The organism is Streptomyces sp. NPDC051677, assembly GCF_044453465.1.
In the GTDB taxonomy this organism is placed as follows: domain Bacteria; phylum Actinomycetota; class Actinomycetes; order Streptomycetales; family Streptomycetaceae; genus Streptomyces.
Genome location: NZ_JBITCT010000035.1, coordinates 96,337 through 119,104, shown reverse-complemented (window position 1 = coordinate 119,104; position 22,768 = coordinate 96,337). Strand labels below are relative to the sequence as shown.

Annotated in this window: 14 protein-coding genes; 9 read left to right on the top strand and 5 right to left on the bottom strand. The window is 72.2% G+C overall.

Features of this window, described 5'->3' with window-relative positions; genetic code table 11:
- Positions 1-165 precede the first annotated feature (165 nt).
- The 5 genes from ACIBAF_RS33410 to ACIBAF_RS33390 form a co-directional block, all read right to left on the bottom strand.
- Positions 166-600, bottom strand: coding sequence for a VOC family protein (locus ACIBAF_RS33410; protein WP_399467946.1), 435 nt, complete (start codon positions 598-600; stop codon positions 166-168).
- A 124-nt stretch (positions 601-724) separates the two neighbouring features.
- Complete coding sequence (locus ACIBAF_RS33405) at positions 725-1,618, bottom strand: FkbM family methyltransferase (protein ID WP_399467945.1); 894 nt, start codon at positions 1,616-1,618, stop codon at positions 725-727.
- Positions 1,615-3,501 carry a B12-binding domain-containing radical SAM protein gene (locus tag ACIBAF_RS33400; protein WP_399467944.1) on the bottom strand — a complete coding sequence of 629 codons (1,887 nt, stop codon included), beginning with the start codon at positions 3,499-3,501 and terminating at the stop codon, positions 1,615-1,617. Before ACIBAF_RS33400 ends, ACIBAF_RS33405 begins: the two co-directional genes overlap by 4 nt.
- Entirely contained in the window at positions 3,498-4,313 is an 816-nt protein-coding gene (locus tag ACIBAF_RS33395) for a hypothetical protein (RefSeq protein ID WP_399467943.1), read from the bottom strand. Before ACIBAF_RS33395 ends, ACIBAF_RS33400 begins: the two co-directional genes overlap by 4 nt.
- Before the next feature lie 31 nt (positions 4,314-4,344).
- On the bottom strand, positions 4,345-5,706 hold the full coding sequence (locus tag ACIBAF_RS33390; protein WP_399467942.1) for a B12-binding domain-containing radical SAM protein: 1,362 nt from the start codon (positions 5,704-5,706) through the stop codon (positions 4,345-4,347).
- 253 nt (positions 5,707-5,959) lie between these two features.
- Between ACIBAF_RS33390 and ACIBAF_RS33385 the strand changes: the two genes are divergently transcribed.
- From ACIBAF_RS33385 to ACIBAF_RS33345, 9 genes are all read left to right on the top strand, one after another.
- Positions 5,960-7,288: an MFS transporter gene (locus ACIBAF_RS33385; protein WP_399467941.1), complete on the top strand. Its 1,329-nt coding sequence runs from the start codon at positions 5,960-5,962 to the stop codon at positions 7,286-7,288.
- Positions 7,285-10,605: an amino acid adenylation domain-containing protein gene (locus tag ACIBAF_RS33380; protein WP_399467940.1), complete on the top strand. Its 3,321-nt coding sequence runs from the start codon at positions 7,285-7,287 to the stop codon at positions 10,603-10,605. Before ACIBAF_RS33385 ends, ACIBAF_RS33380 begins: the two co-directional genes overlap by 4 nt.
- Positions 10,602-10,826: an MbtH family protein gene (locus ACIBAF_RS33375; protein ID WP_399467939.1), complete on the top strand. Its 225-nt coding sequence runs from the start codon at positions 10,602-10,604 to the stop codon at positions 10,824-10,826. The genes ACIBAF_RS33380 and ACIBAF_RS33375 overlap by 4 nt, the downstream gene beginning before the upstream one ends.
- Complete coding sequence (locus ACIBAF_RS33370; RefSeq protein ID WP_399467938.1) at positions 10,823-11,068, top strand: hypothetical protein; 246 nt, start codon at positions 10,823-10,825, stop codon at positions 11,066-11,068. The genes ACIBAF_RS33375 and ACIBAF_RS33370 overlap by 4 nt, the downstream gene beginning before the upstream one ends.
- Positions 11,069-11,073: 5 nt before the next feature.
- Positions 11,074-12,012 (top strand): TauD/TfdA family dioxygenase, encoded by a 939-nt coding sequence (locus tag ACIBAF_RS33365; RefSeq protein WP_399467937.1) that lies wholly within the window; start codon positions 11,074-11,076, stop codon positions 12,010-12,012.
- A 4-nt stretch (positions 12,013-12,016) separates the two neighbouring features.
- Positions 12,017-13,951: a condensation domain-containing protein gene (locus ACIBAF_RS33360; protein WP_399467936.1), complete on the top strand. Its 1,935-nt coding sequence runs from the start codon at positions 12,017-12,019 to the stop codon at positions 13,949-13,951.
- Positions 13,944-19,916 (top strand): amino acid adenylation domain-containing protein, encoded by a 5,973-nt coding sequence (locus ACIBAF_RS33355; protein WP_399467935.1) that lies wholly within the window; start codon positions 13,944-13,946, stop codon positions 19,914-19,916. The genes ACIBAF_RS33360 and ACIBAF_RS33355 overlap by 8 nt, the downstream gene beginning before the upstream one ends.
- 76 nt (positions 19,917-19,992) lie before the next feature.
- Positions 19,993-21,519, top strand: coding sequence for an AMP-binding protein (locus ACIBAF_RS33350; RefSeq protein WP_399467934.1), 1,527 nt, complete (start codon positions 19,993-19,995; stop codon positions 21,517-21,519).
- Positions 21,516-22,766: a cytochrome P450 gene (locus tag ACIBAF_RS33345; RefSeq protein WP_399467933.1), complete on the top strand. Its 1,251-nt coding sequence runs from the start codon at positions 21,516-21,518 to the stop codon at positions 22,764-22,766. The genes ACIBAF_RS33350 and ACIBAF_RS33345 overlap by 4 nt, the downstream gene beginning before the upstream one ends.
- Positions 22,767-22,768: the final 2 nt, after the last annotated feature.

Below are 22,768 nucleotides of genomic sequence, written 5' to 3'. Positions count from 1 at the left end.
TCCCAGCATGGGCATGACGAGCAGTCGCCCCGGACGAGTATCAGTCCCACGATCGAGCGATCACGAACCGGGGAAGATCGGACTTAACGTCCACTCACAACCATCGCCACCAGCCGCACCTGGCTCCTCGCACGCTGACCCCGTCCTCGCCGTCTCCGAGGAGGTTCAGTCGAGACAGAACTCGTTGCCCTCGACGTCCTGCATCACGATGCACGCCTCGTTGTCGTCATCGGCGGGCAGCAGCCGCACGCGCACCGCGCCGAGAGCGACCAGTCGTGCGCATTCGGCCTCAAGTGTGGCCAGACGCTCTTCACCCACGAGCCCGGTGCCGGCCCGCACGTCCAGATGCACCCGGTTCTTGACGACCTTTCCTTCGGGAACGCGCTGGAAGTACAGCCGCGGGCCGACCCCGGAGGGATCACTGCAGGCGAACCATGAATCCTGATCCTCAGGCGGCAACGAGCGATTGAACTCGTCCCAAGTGGCGAAACCCTCCGGCGCCGGCGGGACGACGTACCCCAACACCTCACACCAAAAACGAGCGACGCGCTCAGGTTCTGCGCAGTCGAAAGTGACTTGGAACTGCTTGACCGATCCCATCGGGCCACCGTAACAGGGCGCTTGTCAGGGACCTGGCCACCTTGGACGTCAGGTGGTGCAGGGTGGGAGCCGACGCCCGATCTCGCCCTGCTGATCACCATGACGCTGACCGGCGACCACCCCCTCACCGGTAGTGGCGCCCGTCCGCCGCGGCGAACACCGTGCAGCGGCTCGACACAACCGGGCCCGACACCGAGCCCGAGCCCGAGCCTGATCCCGAGACCGAGACCGGATCCACGCCCGGGGGCGGCAGGATCCGCGCTCGGTAGCCGCGTTCCTCCAGCAGCGTCAGTACCGCCGACAGTCTGCCCTCGGTCGGTGTGCCCGGTTCGTCGTGGACCTCGACCGTCACCCGGTGGACGAGGGGCCAGTGACGGTCGTCGATACCGTTCAGAACGTCTATCTCGGCACGCTGGACGTCGATCTTCAGCAGGTCGACACGATCGAGCCCGACCTCTTCGATCAGGGTGGACAGCCTGCGCACCGGACGGTGGTAGGTGACTTCCCGGAAGCGGTGGTCGAGCATCTCGTCGAGGAAGTCGAGACCGTCGCCGAGTTCGTCCGCCTGCTCGCGGTGCACCAGGCTCCGTACGAACGCCTTGTCCAACTCGACCGCCGCGTGCCGCCGCTCCCCCGACATCACCGTATAGCCGGGGTAGAAGACGAATTCGGCTTCGCCGTCGCGGTCGGACAACGCGTACGGCAGGGCCCGGCCCGGCACCCGGTGGGTGTGCAGATTGCGGACCAGGCGGTCGAAGACCGGAGGCAGGGGTTCGCAGGCATAGACGTGAGCGGTCGGGCAGAGCGCTTGCACGAACAGCGCGAACACGCCGATGTTCGCGCCGATGTCCAGGACCGTCGCGCCGCGCGGAAGCGTCACGTCGTCCGGCAGGTACGAGCGGTGCGTGACGATGTCCTCGTACAGGGCCTGCGTCTCGTGCCTGTTCATGCCTTCGACAGCCGACAGGTCCAAGGCGGTCCCCGGGCCGGCCCGTCCGGCGTCGCGGCCGGCCGTCACGCCGGCTCCTCCTGGTGCAGTGCGCGGCCCAGGCGCTCCGCGGCAAGCAGGTAGAGGTCTTCCACGTCCTGGCCGGTGATCGCGGAGAACTGGTGGGCGGTCTCGAAGGCGGGATGGCGGACCAGCTTCTCGCGGTAGTCGGGCAGCGCCACACCCGACTGGATCATCTGCAGCCACTGACGGGTGCCCGGGTAGGGGCTGTTGACGTTGAGGGCGACGCAGCCGTCGGGGATGCAGCCCTCCCGGTGCAGCCCGCCGACCAGGTCGAGGGTGCGCAGCCGCTGTTCACGGCTTTCGCCCAGACCGAACTGCAAGGACGTGCCCACGCGGATCCCCGCCTCCCGGCACCGGTGGGCCACCTCCTGGAAGCGCCCCGTCCAGTCCGCGCCCGCGTCGACCAGCAGCAGCTGACGGACCTTCTGCACCCGCACCGCGTCGGGCTCGGCCGACTCCACGCCGAAGTAGACGTAACTGCAGCCGGCGCCGGCCATGCGCAGCAGCAGGTCGCGGTCCACGTCGTTGACGGTGGTCTGGCAGCCCCATTCCAGCGGGCCGCGCTCGGCGGCGAGATCCTCCAGCAGGGTCAGGAACTCGGCCAGCCACCGTCTGTTCTGGGTGAAGGTGCTGTCGTCGAAGAACACCGCCTCGAAGCCCTGTTCCATCCGCAGACGGATCTCCCCGATGACGTGCTGCGGGGAACGCTGGCGGATCTTGGGCTGCTCGTAGAGGAACGCGTCCGCGGACTCATGGCAGAACGAGCACGCGTACTTGCAGCCCAGACAGGCCATGACCTGCGCGGTCCTACGATGCCCGAACACCGGGAAACGGTTCTCATGGGTCAGCCGGGTCACGTCGATGTACGGGAGTCGGTCACCGTCGACGGACCGGCCGCTCAACGGAATCGACTCGATGCGCCCCGCGTGCCGGTCGTAGAGGAACAGGCTGCCCACGCCCGGCAGTTCCGCGAAGCGGTCCTGGTCGGCGAGGAGCCGCTTCTTCACCGACTCGGCGTCGGCCGGCAGACACTCCGCGACCACCTTGAGGACCTCGGGCAGCGCGAACGCCGAGTCCCCCGCGAACACGACGTCCACCAGCTCCCGTTCCTCGGGGCGGGCGAAGGTCTGCAGCGCGGTGAGCCTGCCGAGCTGCTCCGCGCCGAGCCGGAAGTCGTCGTGCGTCTCCTGTCTGCGGCCGGCCATGGCCGCCACCCGGTGCGAAGCCGCCCGATAGGCCTCCGGGTTCACGGCGTCCTCGTGCTGACCCCCCAGCACCACGATGCTCTGCGGACACTCCCGCTTGACCCGTGCGGCGATGCGCAGGGCGAAGTGGTGCCCCTCGGAGAGGTTGCTGATGCCGACCACCACCGGACGGTGCTCACGCAGATGAGCGACGAGCTCGTCCTCGAAGGCGGGGGTGTACGCCGGAGGATTGAGCACGGCCACGACGTCGGGGACGCGCATGCCGGGGAACTCGTCGATGCGCAGCATCCGGTCCAGCACGCACGTCGCGTACAGCAGCGGGGTCGGCATGCCCGGGAACGCCCCCGACGCGCCTGCCTCGATGTGCGGGGCACTCACGAACAGGACGGGGAAGTGCTTCACGCGCCGGCGTTCCCGCTCGCGGCGCGGGCCGTCGGCAGAGGCTGCGGATACGGCTGCGGCTGCGGCAGGGCCCAGCACCGCGGTCACTTCCTGCTCCACCGCGACCTCGCGGCGCAGCGCCTCCTCCGACACGGTGCGCGGGTCCAGCCCGTCCCCGGGATGCCAGCGCCAGCGTTTCTCCTCCTCGTACAGCTCACGGTCGATGCGCTCGGCCCGTGCCCGGCGCACGTCGTGGGCCAGTGCTTCCGGAACGGCGAGCGGGCGGGGGTCCCTGGGCGTCACCCGCCCACCACCTTGGAGACGTACCCCGCCACCTCGGGGTCTGCGAGGAGACGGGACCGGTCCACGGCGAAGCGGGTGACCGTGCCGCGGGGATCGGCAGCGGTGGCGCCGGCGCCGGCGGTGGCCGACAGCACGGTCGTCGCGACGGGCGTGTGCGCCGGTGGTTCCGTGTGGTGTGCCCAGGCCGCGGCGGCGAGGTAGGCGAGGTAGGCGGAGAAGCGGTCGCCGAGTTGCTGCTGCATCGCCGGGGCCACGGGGACGTGCCGGCAGGCGGCCGTCACCGCGGTCCGGTAGGCCTGCTCCAGTGTCTCGGCGAGCGGCAGTACGTCCGCTCCGGTCGCCGCGGGTGTCGCGTCGCAGGGCTCCGCCGCTGCGAGGGCGGACTCGAGGTCCTCCGGGGAGAGCTGGGCGGCGAGCGTGCGGACGGCGATGCGGTACTCCTCGCCGAGGGTGCGGCCGTCGACCGCGATCGGGTCGAAGGTCAGCAGGGAGGGCTCGCCGAGTCCCGACGCCCTTGATCTGGCGGCCAGTTCACGGGCCAGGACGCCGCCCCCGCAGTGCCCGAGCACGGCCTGCACCGGCTGCCCGTGCTCCTTGACGGCCTCCAGCCAGGGCGTCACGTACCCGTCGGCCCCGTTGGCCAGGAGCTCGGCGACCGTGCCGCGCTGCGGTACGGCCTCCAGGACGCGCCACCCGCTGAGGAGGGGCGCCAGGTCGGAGAACCGGGCGTCCCCGCGTCCCGCGTCGAAGGCGACCGTGAGGATCAGGCCCGCGTCGCCGTCCCGCAACACGCGCCACTGAGGAAAGTTCATCGTGCTCCCGTCTGTGTGAGGCCGCGGAACGCTATACGTGGGGGTCGGCCCAGAAGGCGCCGTACTCGTCAGCGGTGCCGGGGGCCGGCGGGGCGCCGAAGTACGGGGGCTTGTCCATGGCCTGCGCGAACAGGTCCAGGCCCTCCAGGAACACTTCGTAGGCCTGATCGGGGGTCGCCCGCTCGGTGGCGAAGACGGGGGGCAGGTCCTCGTGATAGAGGCGGAAGTCGCGGTGGAGCAGCTTCATGCCGAAACGCTCGGGGTGCTCGAACATCGCGCTTCCGGGATACGGGACGAGACCGAAGAGGTAGGTGGCCTGCAGCAGGTCCTCGTCCAGTAGTTGGCACACCCACTCGATGCTGCGCCGCATGTCGTCGGGGCTCTGGTCGGGAAATCCGTTGACCGTGAAGGAACAGGCGGCGAGGCCGGCGTCCCGGACCTTTTTGAGGGTATCTCTGACGGCGCCCAGTTTCATGTGGTGCTTGTGCGTCTCATGGCTTTCCTGGAATCCTGTTTCCAGGCCTATCTCCACCCATTGGCAGCCGCTGCTCTTCAGTTTGCGTAATATGCGGTCGTCGGTGAGACAGTTCAGTCGGGTCTGGCAGTCGTAGGTGATGTCGCCTTCCTGTTCCAGCGCCTCCAGGAGTTCCAGGGTGCGCTCCGGGTGCAGGGTGAAGGTTTCGTCGCCCCAGTAGATGTGGTGATGCTTTCCATAACGTTGCCGGTAGGCTCGTATTTCGTCGAGGACCCGGTCGATGGGGAAGTAGTCGGGGCGTCTGCCGATGGTCTGGATCGTGCAGAACGTGCACTGGTAGGGGCAGCCCAGGGCGTAGACCTGGCGTAAGTAGCGGATGTCCTCGCCGGTGCCCGGCGGGAAAAGGTCCACCTTCGGAAAGGGGATGTCGGCGGGGGCCAGGTTCGGATAGCGGCGCGCGGTCCGGGCGGTGGCGCCGTCGGGTCGCCGGTGCACCAGGTTGCCGACGTCGCTCACGTCGCCCCCGTCGGCCAGGGCGTCCAGGAGGGCGGGAAGGGCCTGTTCGCCGCGGTCGACGACGACGTAGTCGACGCTGGGGTGACTGGCCACCTCGTGGGCCAGGGGGGTGGCGGCGACCCCGCCGTAGACCACGACGGCACGGGGATGGATCCGCTTGACGGCGTCGGAGATCTCGTACGCGTAGCAGAGGTTCACCGTCATGGGGGAGAAAAGGTAAACGTCCGCGGGATGCTCGCGCACCGCCGCCTCGACGACGTCCCCGGCCATGCGTCCCGGCGCGCTGAACGCATCGGGCTCGGTGTAGAGGTCGACCACCTGGATATCGGTGTAGCCGTGCGCGACGAGCACTCCGCCCAGCCAGTGCATCCAGTGCGGGAGTTCCCACATATTGTTCTTCATATGCCGGAGGCCGGGATGGGTCGAGTGGTATTGAATGTCGAAGTTCCGCCAGAACTCTTTGCGCTGTGCGACGGGTACGGTGGACATTGGGGTATGCACGAAAGCGACCCGCAATTTCTCTCCAGACAAGAGCAGACCGGGGCTGCACACAGAGATCCAAACTAACTTCAAGGTTTAACATGAGTGACGGGCACACGTCAAGGGTGACGTAAAGAAGCCTTGACCAAGGGCGTCTTGACGCCCATTGCGAGGCGTGATCTACTCACCGAGATCTGGCCTGGAAGGGGGAACTGTGTCACCAGGGGAACTGTCTGAGAATCAGGCACGGGCAGCGGAACCGGGGAGCGAACCTCCTTCTTTATGGAGTAACTCCCCCTACCGAATCTTTTTAGCCATCCAGACCCTGTCCTCGCTCGGTGACTCCTTCTCCTACGTGGCCCTGCCGCTGCTGGTGCTGCACAGCACCGGCTCCGTCCTCCAGATGGGCTTCGTCACCGGTCTCACCGGCGTCGCCTCCATCGTCGCCGGTCTGTTCGCGGGCCTCGTCGCCGACCGCTACGACCGCAGACGGCTCCTCATGCTCAGCGACGGAGCGCGCTGTCTGCTGTTCCTCGTGATCCCGCTGGCGTGGATCTTCTCGACTCCGGTCTGGCTGATTTACACCGTCGTCCCCCTCGCGGGCGTCTTCTCGATGCTCTTCCGGGTCACCTATGTGACCGTGGTGCCGGCCATCGTCGAACCGGACCAGATCACCAGGGCCAACGGTCACATGTACGCGACGTACGCGATCGCGAGCGTCGCCGGTCCCGCGCTCGCGGGTTTCGTGGCCTCCTCCGCCGGGCCGGCCACCGCGATCGGCATCGACTCCGCGACCTTCGCGGTCGCCGCGGTCGGCGTCCTGTTCGTCAAGTTCGACGGCAAGCCCCCCAAGACCGCCGCCTCGGCCGAACGCGGCACCGCACGCCAGGAGTTCGTGGCCGGCGCCCGGTTCCTGTGGGAGCACCCCGTGCTGCGCCCGCTGACCGTGCTGCTGTCGCTGCTGACCTTCCTCACGTACGGGCTGACGGACCTCGTCGTCTACCTGCTCAAGCACGATCTGGACCGTTCGGACACCACGGTCGGCTATGTGCTGGCCGCCGGCACGGTCGGCACGTTCATCGCCTCCTCCGTGGTCGCCCGGGTCCGCAAACGTCTCGGGTTCGGCGTGAGCTGGATCAGCGCCTTCTCGCTCGCGGGGATCGCCGTCGCCGGCCTGGGCCTGACCCGGAACGTGCCGGTGATCGCCGTGCTGGTGACGGTCAACCTGATGTGCACGGGCATCGCCGGCATCTGCTCGATGTCGCTGCGCCAGGAGGTGACGCCCAGCCATCTGCTGGGCCGGGTCACGTCCTCGTTCTGGACCATCCACTCGGCGCTGGGTCCGCTCGGCGCGGCCGCCACCACCGCGGCCGCCGCCGGTCTGGGCGTCACCTCGGTCTGTCTCGTCATCGGCGTCGCCGTGCTGGCCATCACGCTGACCGGGACACTGACCGGCATCGCGCAGCCCCACGCCGTCGAACGCCCGGCAGGAGAGGCCGCATGAGCTCCGGGACGCCTGGCGCCCGCATCCCGTCGGGCCACGTGCCGTCTCGGCCGGAGCCGCTGTCCCCGGCCCAGCAGCGCTTCTGGTTCCTGGACCGGATGCACCCGGGCACCGCGCTGTACAACTCCTGCTCGGCGATCCGGCTGACCGGACCGCTCGACCACAGCGCGATCGCCCGCGCGGTCGACGAGATCGTCCGCCGCCATGACGTCCTGCGCTCCGCCTTCCCCGCCGAGGGCGGCGTCCCGCGGCTGCGGACCGCCCCCGCCCTGTCCGTGCCCACCGCACTCGTCGACCTGACCGGCCTGCCCGCGCGGCTCCGCGCCGCCGAGGCGCGCCGACTCGCCGAGGCGCACGCCCGGCGCCCCTTCGACCTGGAACACGGTCCCCTGATACGCACCGCGCTGCTGCGTGCGGCCGACGACGACCACACCCTGCTGCTGAACTGGCACCACATCGTCTGCGACGGCTGGTCCCGGCAGATCTTCGTCGACGAGTTACTCGAACTCGTCGCCGCCCACGCCGAGGACCGCGCCCACCGGCTGGACCCCCTGCCCGTCCAGTACGCCGACCTCACCGCCCGCGAGGAGCGCCGGCGCGACAGCGACAGCGACAGCGCGTACGAGGCGCACCTGGCCTACTGGCGCGAGCGGCTGTCCGGGCTCACCGAGGTGACGCAACTGCCGCCGGACCACCGGCCCGTCGACCGGCCCGTCCCGCCCGCCGACTCGACCCGTCACACGTTGGACGCCGAACTCCCGGCCCGGGTCAAGGAGTTGGCGCGAGCGGAGCGCGTCACCCCGTTCATGGTGCTGCTGACGGCGTTCGTGATCGCGCTCTCCCGCCACCTGGACCGGGGCGACGTCGTGGTCGGCACGCCGAGCGCCCTGCGGGACGATCCCGGCGCCGACGCCCTGATCGGTCCCTTCCTCAACGTCCTGGCCCTGCGCACCGATCTGTCAGGAAACCCGACCGTGCGACAGGCTCTGGCCCGGGTGCGGGAGACCTGTCTGGGTGCGTACGAACACCAGGCGGCGGCGTTCGAGGACGTCGTCTCCGCTCTCGGCGCCGCCCGCTCCGAGTCCGGCAACTCGGTCTTCGGCATCACCTTCCAGTACATCGCCACGCCCTCCACGCGCACCGGACCCGACGGCCTGACGGCACACCCCGAGGAGGTGGAGCTCGGCCTCGCCAAGTTCGACCTGACCGTCGACGTGCTCACCGAGGACGGGCGCACCGACGTCCTCGCCCAGTACGACTCCGGTCTGTACCGGGCGCAGACCGTCGACGGGCTGCTGCGCCTGTGGCAGTCCGTGCTGGCCGACATGACCCGGGACCCGGTGCAGCCGGTCGACCGCACCGGCACGGTCGGCGCCGCGGACCGAACGCTGCTGTCGAAGGCCTCGACCGGCGCCCCGGTCGATCCCCCGGCCGAGGCCTCCGTCCTGGACGTGTTCGAGCAGTGGGCCGAACGCACGCCCGACGCCCCCGCCCTGGTCAGCGGCGACACCCGGCTCACCTACGGCGAGCTGGACCGGGCCGCGAACCGGCTGGCGCACCGGCTGCGCGGCGAGGGCCTCACGCCCGAGGCCCGGGTCGGCATCTACATGGAGCGCTCCGCGGAGAGCGTCGTCGCGGTCCTCGCCGTGTGGAAGGCCGGCGCCGCCCACGTGCCGCTGGACCTCGACAGTCCCGGCCCCCGCCGCGCGGCGATCGTGGCCGACGCCGGGGTGGACGTGGTCCTCACCCAGCAGTGGCTCGTCCCGGACCTGGCCGGCGATCCGGTGCGGATCGTGGTCGCCGACCCGGCCGGGGGCGAGCCCTCGGCGTTCCCCGACACCCGGCCCGCGCGACACACCGGCCCCGACAGCCTCTGCTACGTCATGTACACCTCGGGCTCCACGGGGCAGCCGAAGGGGGTCATGGCCACACACGGTTCGCTGCTGCGGATCCAGCTCGCGTGGGAGCGCGCCTTCGCGCTGCGCGGGCGGATCCGCGCCCATCTGCAGATGGCCAACTTCAGCTTCGACGGCTATCTCGGCGAGCTCGTCCGCTGTCTCGGCTCGGGCGCGACCCTCGTGGTCTGTCCCCGCGAGACGTTGCTGCTGCCGGCCCGGCTGCTCCGGCTGATGCGCGACGAGGGCGTGGACGTGGCCGACTTCGTGCCCACCGTGCTGCGTACGCTGGCCGGGCACGTCACGGGGAGCGGACAGGACCTGGCGTTCCTGAAGCTGCTCATCGTCGGCTCCGACACCTTCCCCGCCGACGAGTTGGAGCGGATCCGCCGCCTGTGCGGGCCGGACACGGACGTCGTCAACTGCTACGGGCTGACCGAAGGCACCATCGACAGCACCTACTTCACCGTCGCCGCCCAGGACCACGACACCCCGTCCGTGCTCATCGGCGTCCCCCTGCCCGGAACCGAGGCGTACCTCCTCGACGACCGCATGCGGCTGGTGCCGCCCGGAGTGCCCGGCACCCTGTACATCGCGGGCCCCACCCTCACCCGCGGCTACCTGGGCGCCCCCGGCCGCACCGCGGACGCCTTCGTGCCCCACCCGTTCGCCGCCCGGCCCGGCGCGCGGATGTACCGCACCGGCGACCGCGGCCGCTACCGGCACGGACCGGGCGGGCTGCGCATAGAGTTCCTGGGCCGCCGCGATCACCAGCTCAAGGTGCGTGGCTACCGGGTCGAGCTCGGCGAGATCGAGGCCGCGTTCCGCCGCTCACCCCGGGTCCGGGACGCCGTCGTCCTCGCGGAAGGCGACGAGGACACGCGGCGCCTGCACGCGTACGTCGTGCCGGGCCCCGGTCAGGAGAGCGCCGACTGGTACGCCGTGCTGCGCGAGCGTCTGCCGCTGTACATGCTGCCCGACCGCCTGGTGCTGCTGACCGAGCTGCCCCTCACCCCCAACGGGAAGCTCGACCGCGCCGCGCTGCCGCACGCGGGCGGGCGCGAGGTCACGCCGCCCGGCGCCGGTCAGCCCGCCCGCACCCCCGTCGAGCACACCCTGCTCGGGCTGTGGCGCACCGCGCTGCAGCGTACGGACATCGGGGTGCACGACGACTTCTTCAGCCACGGCGGTGACTCGCTGCTGGTGATGCGGGTGATCGCGGCCGCGTACGACACATGGGGCGTGGACGTCACCGTACGGGCGTTCTTCCGCGCCCCGACGGTGGCGCGGCTCGCCCCGCTGGTCGAGCGGCTGCTGACCGAAGCCGCCGCCGATCGCGGCGGACGTCCCGACGCTCCCGGCGCGCCCGACCGGATCGTGCCGGTGGCGCGCGAACGCATCGTGTACGAGGAGGGCAAGTGACGGCTGGACCGCACAGCGGCGACCCGACCGTGTACCGGGTCGTCGTCAACCACGAGGAGCAGTACTCGATCTGGCCCACCGACCAGCCGCTGCCGAACGGCTGGGACGACACCGGGCGGGCGGGATCGCGCGAGGACTGCCTGGCGTACATCGAGACCGTCTGGACCGACATGCGGCCGCTGAGCCTGCGCCGCCGGATCGAGCAGGAGGCCGCACAGTGACGCCGTACTACCTGGCTTGTCTGCTGCGCGATGTGCGCGGCTTCGCCGACTGGGCGGAATCGGCGGCGGCCGAGCAGCGCGAGCTGCCCGACGACACCGTGGTGTACCTGCGCGACGACCTGGCCGTCGTACGGCACCCGGTCCAGGCCGATCAGGGGGTGCTGTGGGACGCCGCGACCCCGCGGTGGCGGGCCTTCTGCGCGGACGAACTGCAGTTCGAACCGCTCGCCGAACAGAGGTGACGGCCGTGGAGCTGCCCCACGTCATCGAGGCGCACGACGACGAGAGACTCCCCGACCGGATCGCCAAGGACCGCGCCGAGATACGCAAGCGGCTGCGTGCCCATGGCGCCGTGCTGCTGCGCGGCTTCGCGGTCGACGGCGTGGACGGGTTCGAGTCCGCGGTGCGGGAGCTGTCCGGTGAGCCCCCGCTGCCGTACGAGGAGCGGTCCTCGCCGCGCAGCACCATCAAGGGCCGGGTCTACACCTCCACCGACTACCCGCCGCACGAGGAGATCTTCTTCCACAACGAGAACTCCTACCGCGTCGCATGGCCCATGAGCCTGTACTTCTACTGCGTCGAGCCGCCGCACAGCGGGGGCGCGACCCCGCTGTCGGACACCCGGCAGGTGCTGCGCGCCCTCGATCCGTCCGTGCGCGAGGAGTTCGAGCGACGCCGGTGGAAGGTGGTGCGCAACTTCGGCTCCGAGTTCGGACTGAGCTGGCAGGAGGTCTTCGACACCGACGACCGGGCCCAGGTGGAGCGGTTCTGCGCGGCAGGCGACGTCACCGTCGACTGGCGTCCGGGCGGCGGGCTGCGGACCTCCTCGGTGCGCGACGCCGTGCACCGGCACCCGGAGACCGGTGAGGAGGTGTGGTTCAACCACGCGGCCATCTTCCATCTCTCCACGCTGTCGCCGGAGATCCGCGAGGGCATGCTCGAAATGTTCGACGAGGAGGACCTGCCCAACCAGAGCTACTTCGGCGACGGTGCGCCCATCCCCGACGACGTCATGGCCCATGTGCGCGACTGCTATCGGTCGGCGGCCACCCGGTTCGACTACGCCCGCGACGACGTCCTCGTCATCGACAACATGCTCACCGCACACGGCCGGGAGCCTTTCGTGCGCCCGCGCACCATCGCGGTGGCCATGGCCGAGTCGGTCACGGCCGCGAGGCGGGGGTGAGGACATGACCGGCGAGAACGCATCGGCGCTGGTGAGCGACGCGTCGTACACCCAGGCACGGCTGTACTTCCTGGATGAACTGGCTCGCCGGGCCGGGGTGTACACGGTCGCCCGCGCCCTGGACCTGACCGGCGACCTCGACCCGGTCGCCCTGGACGCGGCGGTGCGCGGGTGTGTGCGCCGGCACGAGAGCCTGCGCACCTGTTTCCGGGTGCTCGACGGGCGGCTGCGGCAGATCGTCACCGGCCACGAGCCCGCCCTGCGCGTCGTCGACCTGCGTTCCCTGCTCGCGCGCGACGCCATGGCGGACGGGGAGGCCCTGGTCGCCGAGCTGGCCCGGCAGGAGGCCGCCGAACCCTTCGACCTGCGGCGCGTGCCCCTGCTGCGGACCACCCTGATCCGGCTCACCGACCATCACTGCGTCCTGTTGGTGACGCTGCATCACATCGTCGCCGACGCCTGGTCGCTGGATCTGTTCCTGCGCGAGGTGTCCGCCCTGTATCGGGCCCGCGTCGCCGGCACGCCGGACGGACTGCCCGAACTGGCCCTTCAGTACGCGGACTTCGCCGCCTGGCAGCAGCGCACCGAGGCCGCCGGCGGCCATGACCGACTGCTCGCCCACTGGCGCGAACGCGTCCGCGAGCTGCCCGAGTTGAGGCTGCCCACTGATCAGCCGCGCCCCAAGGAGCCTTCCTACCAAGGGCGTTCCCATCCCGTCCGACTGGACGACGAGGTCACGGCCGCACTGCGTGTGCTGTGCCGGGAGGAGGGCGCCAGCCTCTACATGGCGCTGCTGGCCGCGTTCTACGTGGTGCTGCACCGCTACAGCGGCCAGGACGACCTCGTCGTCGGCGGCACCACGTCGGGCCGGGCTCGTCCCGAGGTCGAGCACATGATCGGCTTCTTCGTGAACATGCTGGTGCTGCGGACGCCGGTGCGCGCCGAGCACACCCTGCGCGAGGTCCTGCGGGCCACCGCCGACACCTGCCACGACGCCTACGACCATCAGGAGCTGCCCTTCGAACGGCTGGTGGCCGTGCAGGGCGGGGCCCGGCAGGCTGACCGGCACCCCCTCTTCCAGGTCGTGTTCCAGATGCTCGACGAGTCGGACGGCGACCTGTCCGTGCCGGGGCTGCGGATCCGGATGCGGGAGCAGACGGCCACCGTCGCCACCTTCGACCTGGTGTGCACGGTCGCGAACACCGCGGGCCGGCTGTCCGCGACCCTCGACTACGCGACCGACCTGTGGGCCCCGGACACCGTCGCCGCCCTGGGGCACGCCTGGCAGTCGGCGCTGCGGGAGCTGGCCGGGCGGCCCGACCGCGCCGTACGGGACGTCCCTCTCGCCCAGGAGCACGCGTACGCCCCGGGCGCGCTGCCGGACGAGGTGCGTCGCGCGCCGGTGCTGGCGAACCTGCCGCCGGACGCCGTGCTGAGCGTGCGCGATCGCCACGGACATCCCGCGCCCCGGGGCGCGGTCGGCGAACTCGTGCGCCGCGACCGGCGGGACGTCCCCTGGGCGCCGACCGGCCTCATGGTGCGGGCCGCCGCCGACGGGCGTCTTCGCGCGGCGTCCGCTGCGGACGAGGCCCCCGTTCCCGAGTCCGAGTCCGGGCAGGGCGCACATGCCGCGCCCGTGGGGCCGGTCGAGCGGGAGCTGGCCGCGCTGTGGGAGGAACTGCTGGGCGTCGCCGGGGTCGGACGGCACGACAACTTCTTCCTGGTCGGCGGGCATTCGCTGCTCGCCACCGTGCTCATCACCCGGGCCCAGGAGCGCTACGGAACCGATGTGACCCTTGAGGAGTTCTTCCGCGACCCCACCCCCGCGGGCCTCGCCGAGGTGATCGCCGCCGCGGCCGGCGCCGCCGGAGCCGATGCGGAAGCCGGCGAACTGGCGGCGCTCGTGGACGCCCTGGAGCGACAGGAGGATCATGCCTGAGGCCGACCTCGCCGAGCGGATCCGCAACCTCGACGCCGGGCAGCGCGCGCAGCTGCTCAGCCAGCTGCGCGCGCGCCGCATCACTCCGCCGCTGAGCCTCTTCACGGGGCCGGACGCGGGCGACGCGCCGGTGTCCTCGGCGCAGCGCCGCATCCTCTTCCTCGGCACGCTGCAGCCGGACAGCTCCTCCTACACCAGCGTCAACCCCTTCCGGCTCGCCGGCCGACTCGACCCGGCCGTGCTGCACCGCTGCCTGGACGAGATCACCGCCCGCCACGAGATCCTGCGCACGGTCTTCCCCGCCGTCGACGGCGTGCCGGTGCAGCGCGTGCGGCCGGCCGCGGGCGTCCCGCTGCCCGTCGTCGACCTGCGCGGTCTGCCGCCCGCCGGGCGCGCGGCCGAGACCGAGCGCCTCACGGCGGCCGAGCGGCGTGTCCCCTTCGACCTGGCCGACGCCCCGCCCGTGCGGTTCCGGCTGCTGCGGCTGTCCGCCGAGGAGTCCGTGCTGCTGGCCGTGTTCCATCACGTCGCGGTCGACGGCTGGTCCCTCGCCGTCCTCGGCCGCGAACTGACCGCCCTGTACGAGGCGTTCTCGCTCGGCCTGCCCAGCCCGCTGGCGCCGCTGCCGGTGCAGTACGCCGGGTACGCCCGCTGGCAGGCCGTCTGGGAGGACGGCGAGGACGCCCGGGGGCAACTGGCCCACTGGGAGACCTGTCTCAGCGGCGCCCCCGACCGGCTCGACCTGCCCACCGACCGGCCCCGGCCGTCCGTGCAGAGCCACCGGGGCGCGACCCGCCGGTTCGTGATCGACGCGGAGACGACCTCGGCCCTGCGCGAGCTGGGCCTGCGGCACCAGGCGACGCTCCACATGACGCTGCTGGCCGCGCTCGGCGCCGTGCTGTACCGCTACAGCGGCCAGGACGACATCGTCGTCGGCGGAGCCGTCGCCAACCGGCGGCAGAGCGAACTGCACGACCTGATGGGCTTCTTCGCCAACTCGGTGCTCTTCCGGGTCCGCCTCGACGGCGACCCGGGCTTCGCGGAGCTTCTGGCGCGGGTGCGTCGGACCTGCCTGGAGGCCCACGCCCACCAGGACGTCCCGGTGGACCTGATCGCCCAGCGGCTGTACCCCGAGCGCGACCTCGCGCGCAACCCGCTGTACCAGGTGAACTTCACCCTGCACAACACCCCCGCCCTGACCGGCCGCCCGTCCGGCCTGACGGTGACCTTGCTCGACACCGAGACCGAATCCTCCCGCTTCGACCTCGACTTCAACATCCTCGAGACCGACGACGGCCTGGACTGCCTGGTCGACTACGCCACCGACCTCTTCGACGCCGCCACCGTCGCCCGCCTCGCCGACTCGCTCACCGAACTGCTCGCCGCCGTCGCCGCCGACCCCGTCAGGCGGCTGTCCGCGCTGCCGGTGCTCTCGGCGCGCGAGCTGCGGCGGATCGTGTACGACTGGAACGACACCGGCACCGAGACCTGCTCGACGCCCCTGCACGAACTGGTGGCCGCCCAGGCGGCCCGCACCCCGGACGCGGTCGCGGTGAGCCGGCCGGGCCACGAGCTGACGTACGGGGAACTCGACCGGGCCGCGAACCGGCTCGCCCACCGTCTGCGGGACGTCGGGGCACGGCCCGGCGCCAGGGTCGCGGTCCTGATGGACCACGGACCGGACACGGTGACCACGCTGCTGGCGATCCTGAAGACCGGCGCCGCCTATGTGCCGCTCGATCCCACGCATCCTCCGCTGCGTACGAGCGAGATGCTGGCCGACAGCGAGCCCGCCGTCCTGGTGGTGCCCGACGTGCTGCCGTCCGAGGTGGACCCGGCCGAGGCCCGGGTGGTGCGGCTGGCCGCCGAAGCCGACGTGGTCGCGGGCCGTCCCGCGACCGCCCCCGAGGTGCGGGTGTCCGCGGACGACCTGATCTACCTCATGTTCACCTCTGGCTCCACCGGCCGTCCCAAGGCGGCCCTGCTCACCCACCGCAACGTCGTCAACTACCTGCTGTGGGCCAAGGACCACTATGCCGCGGACACCGGAACGGGCGTGCCCGTGCACTCGCCGCTCGCCTTCGACCTGACCGTGACGAGCGTCTTCGCGCCCCTGCTCGCCGGTCAGCGGGTGCTCCTGGCGCCCGCGGCCGACGACACGCCCGGCGCCGCCCTGCGGGCCCTGCTGGAGACCTCCGACGACCTTGGCTTCGTCAAGCTGACCCCCTCCCACCTCAGGCTTCTGGAGCAGTACGCCGCAGACGGCCGGCTCGCCCTGCCCGCCCGGACCGTGGTCCTCGGCGGCGAGGCCCTGCACGAGGACGCCCTGTCGGCGCTGCGCGCGGGAACGCCGGCGATCCGGGTCGTCAACGAGTACGGGCCGACGGAGACCGCGGTGGCCTGCACCGCCTTCGAGGCCGACGGCGACTCGCCGGCCGGCGGCGAGGGCCGGGTGCCGATCGGACGGCCGATCGCGGGCGTCCGCGTCCATGTGCTGGACGACGCGCTGCGCCCGGTGCCGGTCGGGGTGCCGGGCGAGGCCTGCGTGGGCGGCGCCGGGGTGGGGCAGGGCTACTGGCGGCGGGCGGCGCTGACCGCGGAGCGCTTCGTGCCCGACCCCTTCGCCGCCGAGCCGGGCGCCCGGCTGTACCGCACCGGTGACCTGGTCCGGCTGCTGCCGAGCGGCGAACTCGAATACCTGGGGCGCCGCGACGACCAGGTCAAGGTGCGCGGTCACCGGCTCGAACCCGCCGAGGTCGAACGTGCGGTGGGCGGCCATCCGGCCGTGCGGCAGTGTGCCGTCGAGGTCGTGCGGGGCGCTCCGGGCGACGAGCGGATCGTCGCCTTCGTCTGTCTGCGGGACGGCTCCGCGAGCGCACCGGACTGGGACGGCGACCGCGTCGAGGAGTGGCGCCGGCTGTACGAGACCACCTACGGCGACCTGCACGGCGCGCGTGACTCCTCGTTCAACCTCGCGGGCTGGCTGAGCAGTTACACCGGCCGCCCGCTGGAGGCGGCTGAGATGCGCAGCTGGCTGGAGGACACCGTCGACCGCGTCCTCGGGCTGCGGCCGCGCCATGTCCTGGAGATCGGCTGCGGCACCGGCATGATCCTGCTGAACGTGGCGCCGGCGTGCGCCAGTTATTGGGCGACGGACGTCTCCGCGGCGGCCGTCGAGTACGTGCGGCGGACGGTGGCAGGCACGGCGGGTCTGCCGGCCGAGCGGGTGGAGGTCCGCACGGCGCCCGCGCACGAGAGCATCCTTCCTCCGGCCGGGAACACGGCGCCGGACACGGTCGTGCTCAACTCCGTGGTCCAGTACTTCCCCTCGGCCGACTACCTCCTGGACGTGCTCCGGCAGGCGGTCGACGCCCTGCCCGACGGGGGCCACGTCTTCCTCGGCGATCTGCGCAGCCTGCCGCTGCTCGACCTGTTCCACACCTGCGTCCAGGCCCGCAGGGCCCCCGTCAACATGCGGCTCGCCGAACTGCGGTCCCGGATCAGCCGTCAGAGCGCTCTGGACCCCGAACTCTGCGTCGATCCACGGCTGTTCAAGGACATCGCCGCCCGCTGGCCCAAGGTCGCGGGGGTCCGCGTTCTGCCCAAGCGCGGCCGCTACGACAACGAACTCAGCCACTACCGGTACGACGTCGTCATCGCCGTAGGCCCCCGCGAGCCCGCCCCGGAGAACCCCGGCACGGTCCTCGACTGGGCCGCCTCGCCCCTCACCCCGGAGGGACTCGCAGGTCTCCTGGAGCGGGAACGCCCCGAGCGGCTCACCCTCACCGGGGTGCCCAACTCCCGGCTGTCCGCGGCGCTGGGCCTGCGGAACCTCCTCGAGGAACGCGCGCCTTCGTCGTCCGTGGGCGAACTCCTGGCCCGGGCCAGCGCCCTGCCGGCGCACGGCTGCGCACCGGAGGACTGGTGGGAGCAGGCGGAGCGGTGCGCGTACGAGGTGGAGCTGAGCTGGCTGGAGGGGCGATCCGACGGCGCGTACGACGTCGTACTGCGGCGCTCCGAGGCGGACGCCGGCGCGGCCGCCCCGTCGGTCACCGCCACGGACCGCACCCCCGTGCCGCCCGCCGAGCCCTTCGAGGCGCGGCATCACACCAACGATCCGCACTGGCGGCGGGCCTGCGTGGCGGCTGTGCCGGAGATCGACGCGCACGTACGACGCCGGCTGCCCGCGCCGTTGGCGCCCGCCCACTACATTCCGCTGCCCGAGATCCCGCTCACCCCGAACGGGAAGACCGACCGCGCCCAACTGCGTCTGCTGGCCGCGGATCCCGGCGGGGTGGAGCGGGCCGCGTGGACGGTCGCCGCCCGTCCGCTCACCGGGACCGAGCAGGTGGTGGCCGAGGTGTGGCGGGAGCTGCTCGACTGCGACGACCTCACGCCCGACGACGACTTCTTCGGGCTCGGCGGCCACTCACTGCTCACCCTCCAGGTGGTCTTCCGGCTACGCAAACGCCTCGCCGTCGAGCTTCCCGTGCGGGCCCCGTTCGACCACCGGACCCTCGCCGCGCTCGCCGCGTGCGTCGACGCGCTGCGGGAGCCCGACGCGGCCGCCGTGCCGGTTCCGCCGCCGCTGACCGCCGTCGCCCGCACCGGGCCGCTGCCGGCGTCCTGCGCGCAGGAACGCCTGTGGTTCATGGACCAGTTGAACCCCGGCGACCCGCTCTACAACGTCCCCGCCTTCGACCGGATCCACGGCCCGCTCGACGCACCGGCACTGTCCCGGGCGCTGGACGCGCTCGTCGCCCGGCACGAGGTGCTGCGCACCGTGCTCACGGCGCCCGAGGGCATCCCCCAGCAGGAGATCCGGCCGCCCGCGCCGGTCCCCTTCCCGCTGATCGACCTCACCGGTCTGCCCGAGCCCGCACGGGAGACGGAACTGACGCGGCTGGTGGGGCAGGAGTACCGCCGCCCCTTCGACCTGGCCGAGGGGCCCGTGCTCCGCGCCCACCTGGTGCGTCTCGCGCCCGAGGACCACGTCCTGCTGCTGTCGCTGCACCACATCGTGCACGACGGCTGGTCCTTCGGACTGTTCAACGCCGAACTGGCCGCTCTCTACCAGGCCTTCACCGAGGGACGCCGGCCCGACCCGGCCCGGCCGCCCGTGCAGTACGCCGACTACGCCGTATGGCAGCGGCGGCTGCTCGACGAGGGGCACTTCGACGCCCAACTGGATTACTGGAAGCGCCGGTTGGCCGGTGTCACGGAGCTGCCCGCGCTGCGCACGGACCATCCGCGGCCCGCCCGGCCCAGCACCCGGGGCCGACTGCTTCCCGTGTCGATACCCGCCGAGACCGTGCGCGGGATCCGCCGTCTGTGCCGGGACTCCGGGGCCACCGCGTTCGCGGTGCTGCTCACCGCGTTCAGCGCGGCCCTGCGGCTCCACACGGGCGAGCAGGAGACGACCGTCGGCACCGACGTCGCCGGGCGGACCACCGCCGAGACGGAGACGCTGCTCGGCTTCTTCGTCAACCAACTGGTCCTGCGGGTCGGCCTGGCCGGCGACCCGACCTGGCGGGACCTGCTGAACCGCGCCCACACCACCGTACTGGAGGCGCTCAGCCACCAGGACGTGCCGTTCGAACGGGTCGTCCAGGCGCTCAATCCGTCCCGCAGCCGCCGGCACAGCCCCCTGTTCCAGACCAAGCTCGTCCTGAACAACACGCCGGGCGCGCCCGGTCTGACCCTCCCGGGTCTTCGGGTCACGCCGGTCTCGGCCGGGCTGGACACCACCCGGTTCGACCTGGCGCTCGTCCTGCAGGAGAGCCGGGAGGCACGGGAGGGGCGCGGCACCGCCGACGCCGACGGGGAGATCGCCGGGTTCCTGGAGTACAGCGCCGACCTTTTCGAGGAATCGACCGTCGCCGAACTGCTCGACGACTTCGCCCGTGCCCTCAAGGCCCTGACCGGCGACCCCGGGCGACGCGTCAGCGGGTTGTCGGGCGCGTAGCCACCGCATCGAACGGGGAGAGGCAGTGCAGGAAAGAGCAGCGCACGACCCGGTGCGCGCAACGTGGCGGAGCGCCGTGCGCGGCCCCCGCCTCCCGTCGGCCCCACCCGTCCTGGACCTGATCACACCGCACCTCGAACAGGCGGGACCCCGCACCGCCGTGAGCGACCCGGACGGCGGCCTCAGCTACGCCGAGCTGCGCCGGCTCACGCTCGACGTGGCCGGCTCGCTGCGGGCGCTGGGGGTGCGGCCCGGCGAACCCGTCGTGGTCCGCAGCCGGTTGTCGCGGTGGGCGGTCCCGGCGATGCTCGGCGTGCTGTACGCGGGGGCGTACTACGTGCCCGTGGACGCCGCGTTCCCTGCGGGCCGCCAGGCATCCGTGATCAAGGCCAGCGGCGCCCGCTTCGCCGTGGCGGAACCCGACGGCACGAGCGGTCCTCCGGACTGGAGCACCCTGCGGACGGTGATCCGGGTCGGCTCCGGCCGCAGACCGGCGGCCGACGTGCTCCCGCAGGCTCCCGGCCCCGAGGCGCCCGCGTACTGCCTCTACACCAGCGGCTCCAGCGGCCCCCCGAAGGGCGTGCTCATCTCGCACACGGGGCTGGGTCACTCCACGGCGGCCCGCATCGCCCACTACGGCCCGGTGCCGCCGGTGTACCTGCTGTGCAGTTCGATCTCGTTCGACAGTTCCGTCGCGGGCCTCTACTGGACGCTGGCCACCGGCGGTCACCTGGTCATTCCCTCGGCCGACCCGCTGGACACCGAGGCCGTCGCCGCCGCGTCCCACGCCCACCGCGCCTCCCACCTGCTGACGCTGCCCTCCCTCTACGAGGCGCTGCTGGACACCGCCGAGGCCGACGCGCTGCGGTCCCTGCGCACGGTGATCGTGGCGGGCGAGACGTGCCCGCCGGGTCTGGTGCGCCGGCACTTCGCCGAACTCCCGGATACCGCGCTGTTCAACGAGTACGGCCCGACCGAATGCACCGTCTGGGCCCTGGCGCACCGCTGTGCGCCCGCCGACGGGCAGCGAGACAGCGTGCCGATCGGCCGTCCCATCCCCGGTGCGGAGATCGGCCTCGTACCCGGCGGGACGGGCGGCGAGGACACCGGCGAGCTGTGGGTGCGCGGCCCCGCTGTGGCCCTCGGCTACGTCGGCGACACCGGCGCCGAGACCGCCTTCACCGGCGACGGCGCGCAGCGCACCTATCGCACGGGCGACCTGGTGCGCTTCGACGAGCAGGGCGACGCCCACTTCGCCGGGCGGGCCGACGGCCAGCTCAAGCTCGCCGGGATGCGCGTCGAGCTGAGCGAGATCGAGTACCTCGTGCGCGAGCACACCGGCGCGGCGGCCGCCGCGCTGGGCGTCGCCCGCGGCAGGTCCGGCCCGCCCCGGCTGATGGCGTTCCTGGTCCGGCCGGCCGCCGGCTTCCAGCCCGCCGAGCTGCACACCGCGCTGCTGCGTCACCTGCCCCGGGCTGCCGTCCCACGGTCGGTGCACACCGTTGAGCGGCTGCCGGCCCTGCCCAACGGGAAGCTGGACCGGGCCGCCCTGGACCGGATGGCGGGCGAACGGCTGAGCCCGGCGGGACGGAGCGTGCGGTGAACGGCGAGGCCTCCCGCTGCCCGGCCCTCGCCGCGGGGGACCCAGACCTCACGGATCCCGCCACCTACCGGGACGCCGACTACTTCGCCCAGTGGCGGCGGGCCCGGCGCGAGCATCCCGTGGTCCGTCTGGACTCGCCCCGCTTCGGGGCGTTCTGGTCCGTCACGGCCCACGCGGCGGCGCGCGAAGTGCTCGAACGGCCGGAGTCGTTCACCTCGACGCGCGGGATGCGGCTGGGCGGGGAGGCCGGCGCGGTGTCGGCCGCGTCCGGCGGGATGCTCGTCGTCTCGGACGGCCCCGCGCACGCGCGGCTGCGCTCCGCTCACGCACCCTGGTTCGCCGGGCGGGCCGTGGCCCGGCTCAAGGACACGCTGCGCAGCCGGCTCGACGCGAAGCTGGCCGAGCTGGCCGACGGCACTCCTGTCGACGTCGTGGCCCGGCTGTCCCGGTCGCTGCCGACGTGGCTGGTGTGCGGCATGCTCGGGGTGCCCGAAGAGGACTGGGAGGAGCTCGCCGCGCTGGCCGCCGCCGCGTTCGACGAGACGGAGACCAGCACGGCGGCGGCGCGCCGGGCGGCCAGCGCGGGCGTCTTCGCCTACTTCGCGGAGCTGCTGGACCGCCGCCGCCCCGATCCCGGAGACGACCTGGTCAGCGCTCTGCTGCAGCAGTCGGGAGCGGACCGGCTGACGGACGAGGAGATCCTGCTGAACTGCGACGGCCTGGTCAACGGCGGGCTGGGCACCACCCGGCACGCCGTCTCCGGCGCCGTCCTCGCTTTCGCCGCGCATCCGCGGGAGTGGCGGCGGCTGCGGGCGGATCCCCGGTCCGTGCCCACCGCGGTCGAGGAGATCCTGCGCTGGGCCTCGCCGCCGCTGCACATGATGCGCACGGCCACCGAGGACGTCCGCCTCGGCGACGCGCTGATCCGGGCTGGCGAGCGGGTGGTGCTGTGGATCCCGTCGTGCAACCGCGACGAGTCGGTCTTCGCCGAACCGGACGCCTTCCGCATCGACCGGCGGCCCAACCCCCACCTCAGTCTCGGCGGCGGACCCCACTACTGCATCGGCGCGTCCCTGGCCCGGCTGGAGCTGCGCACCCTGTTGGAGGCGCTGCTGACCCACGTGGCCCGCATCGAGTTCGACGGCACGCTCGTCCGCACGCCGTCCACGTTCCTGCACGGCCTCGACCGGCTCGAGGTCACCCTGATGCCGGCGGCTGCCGTCCCCGGCTCCCCCGGCGGAGAGTGAGG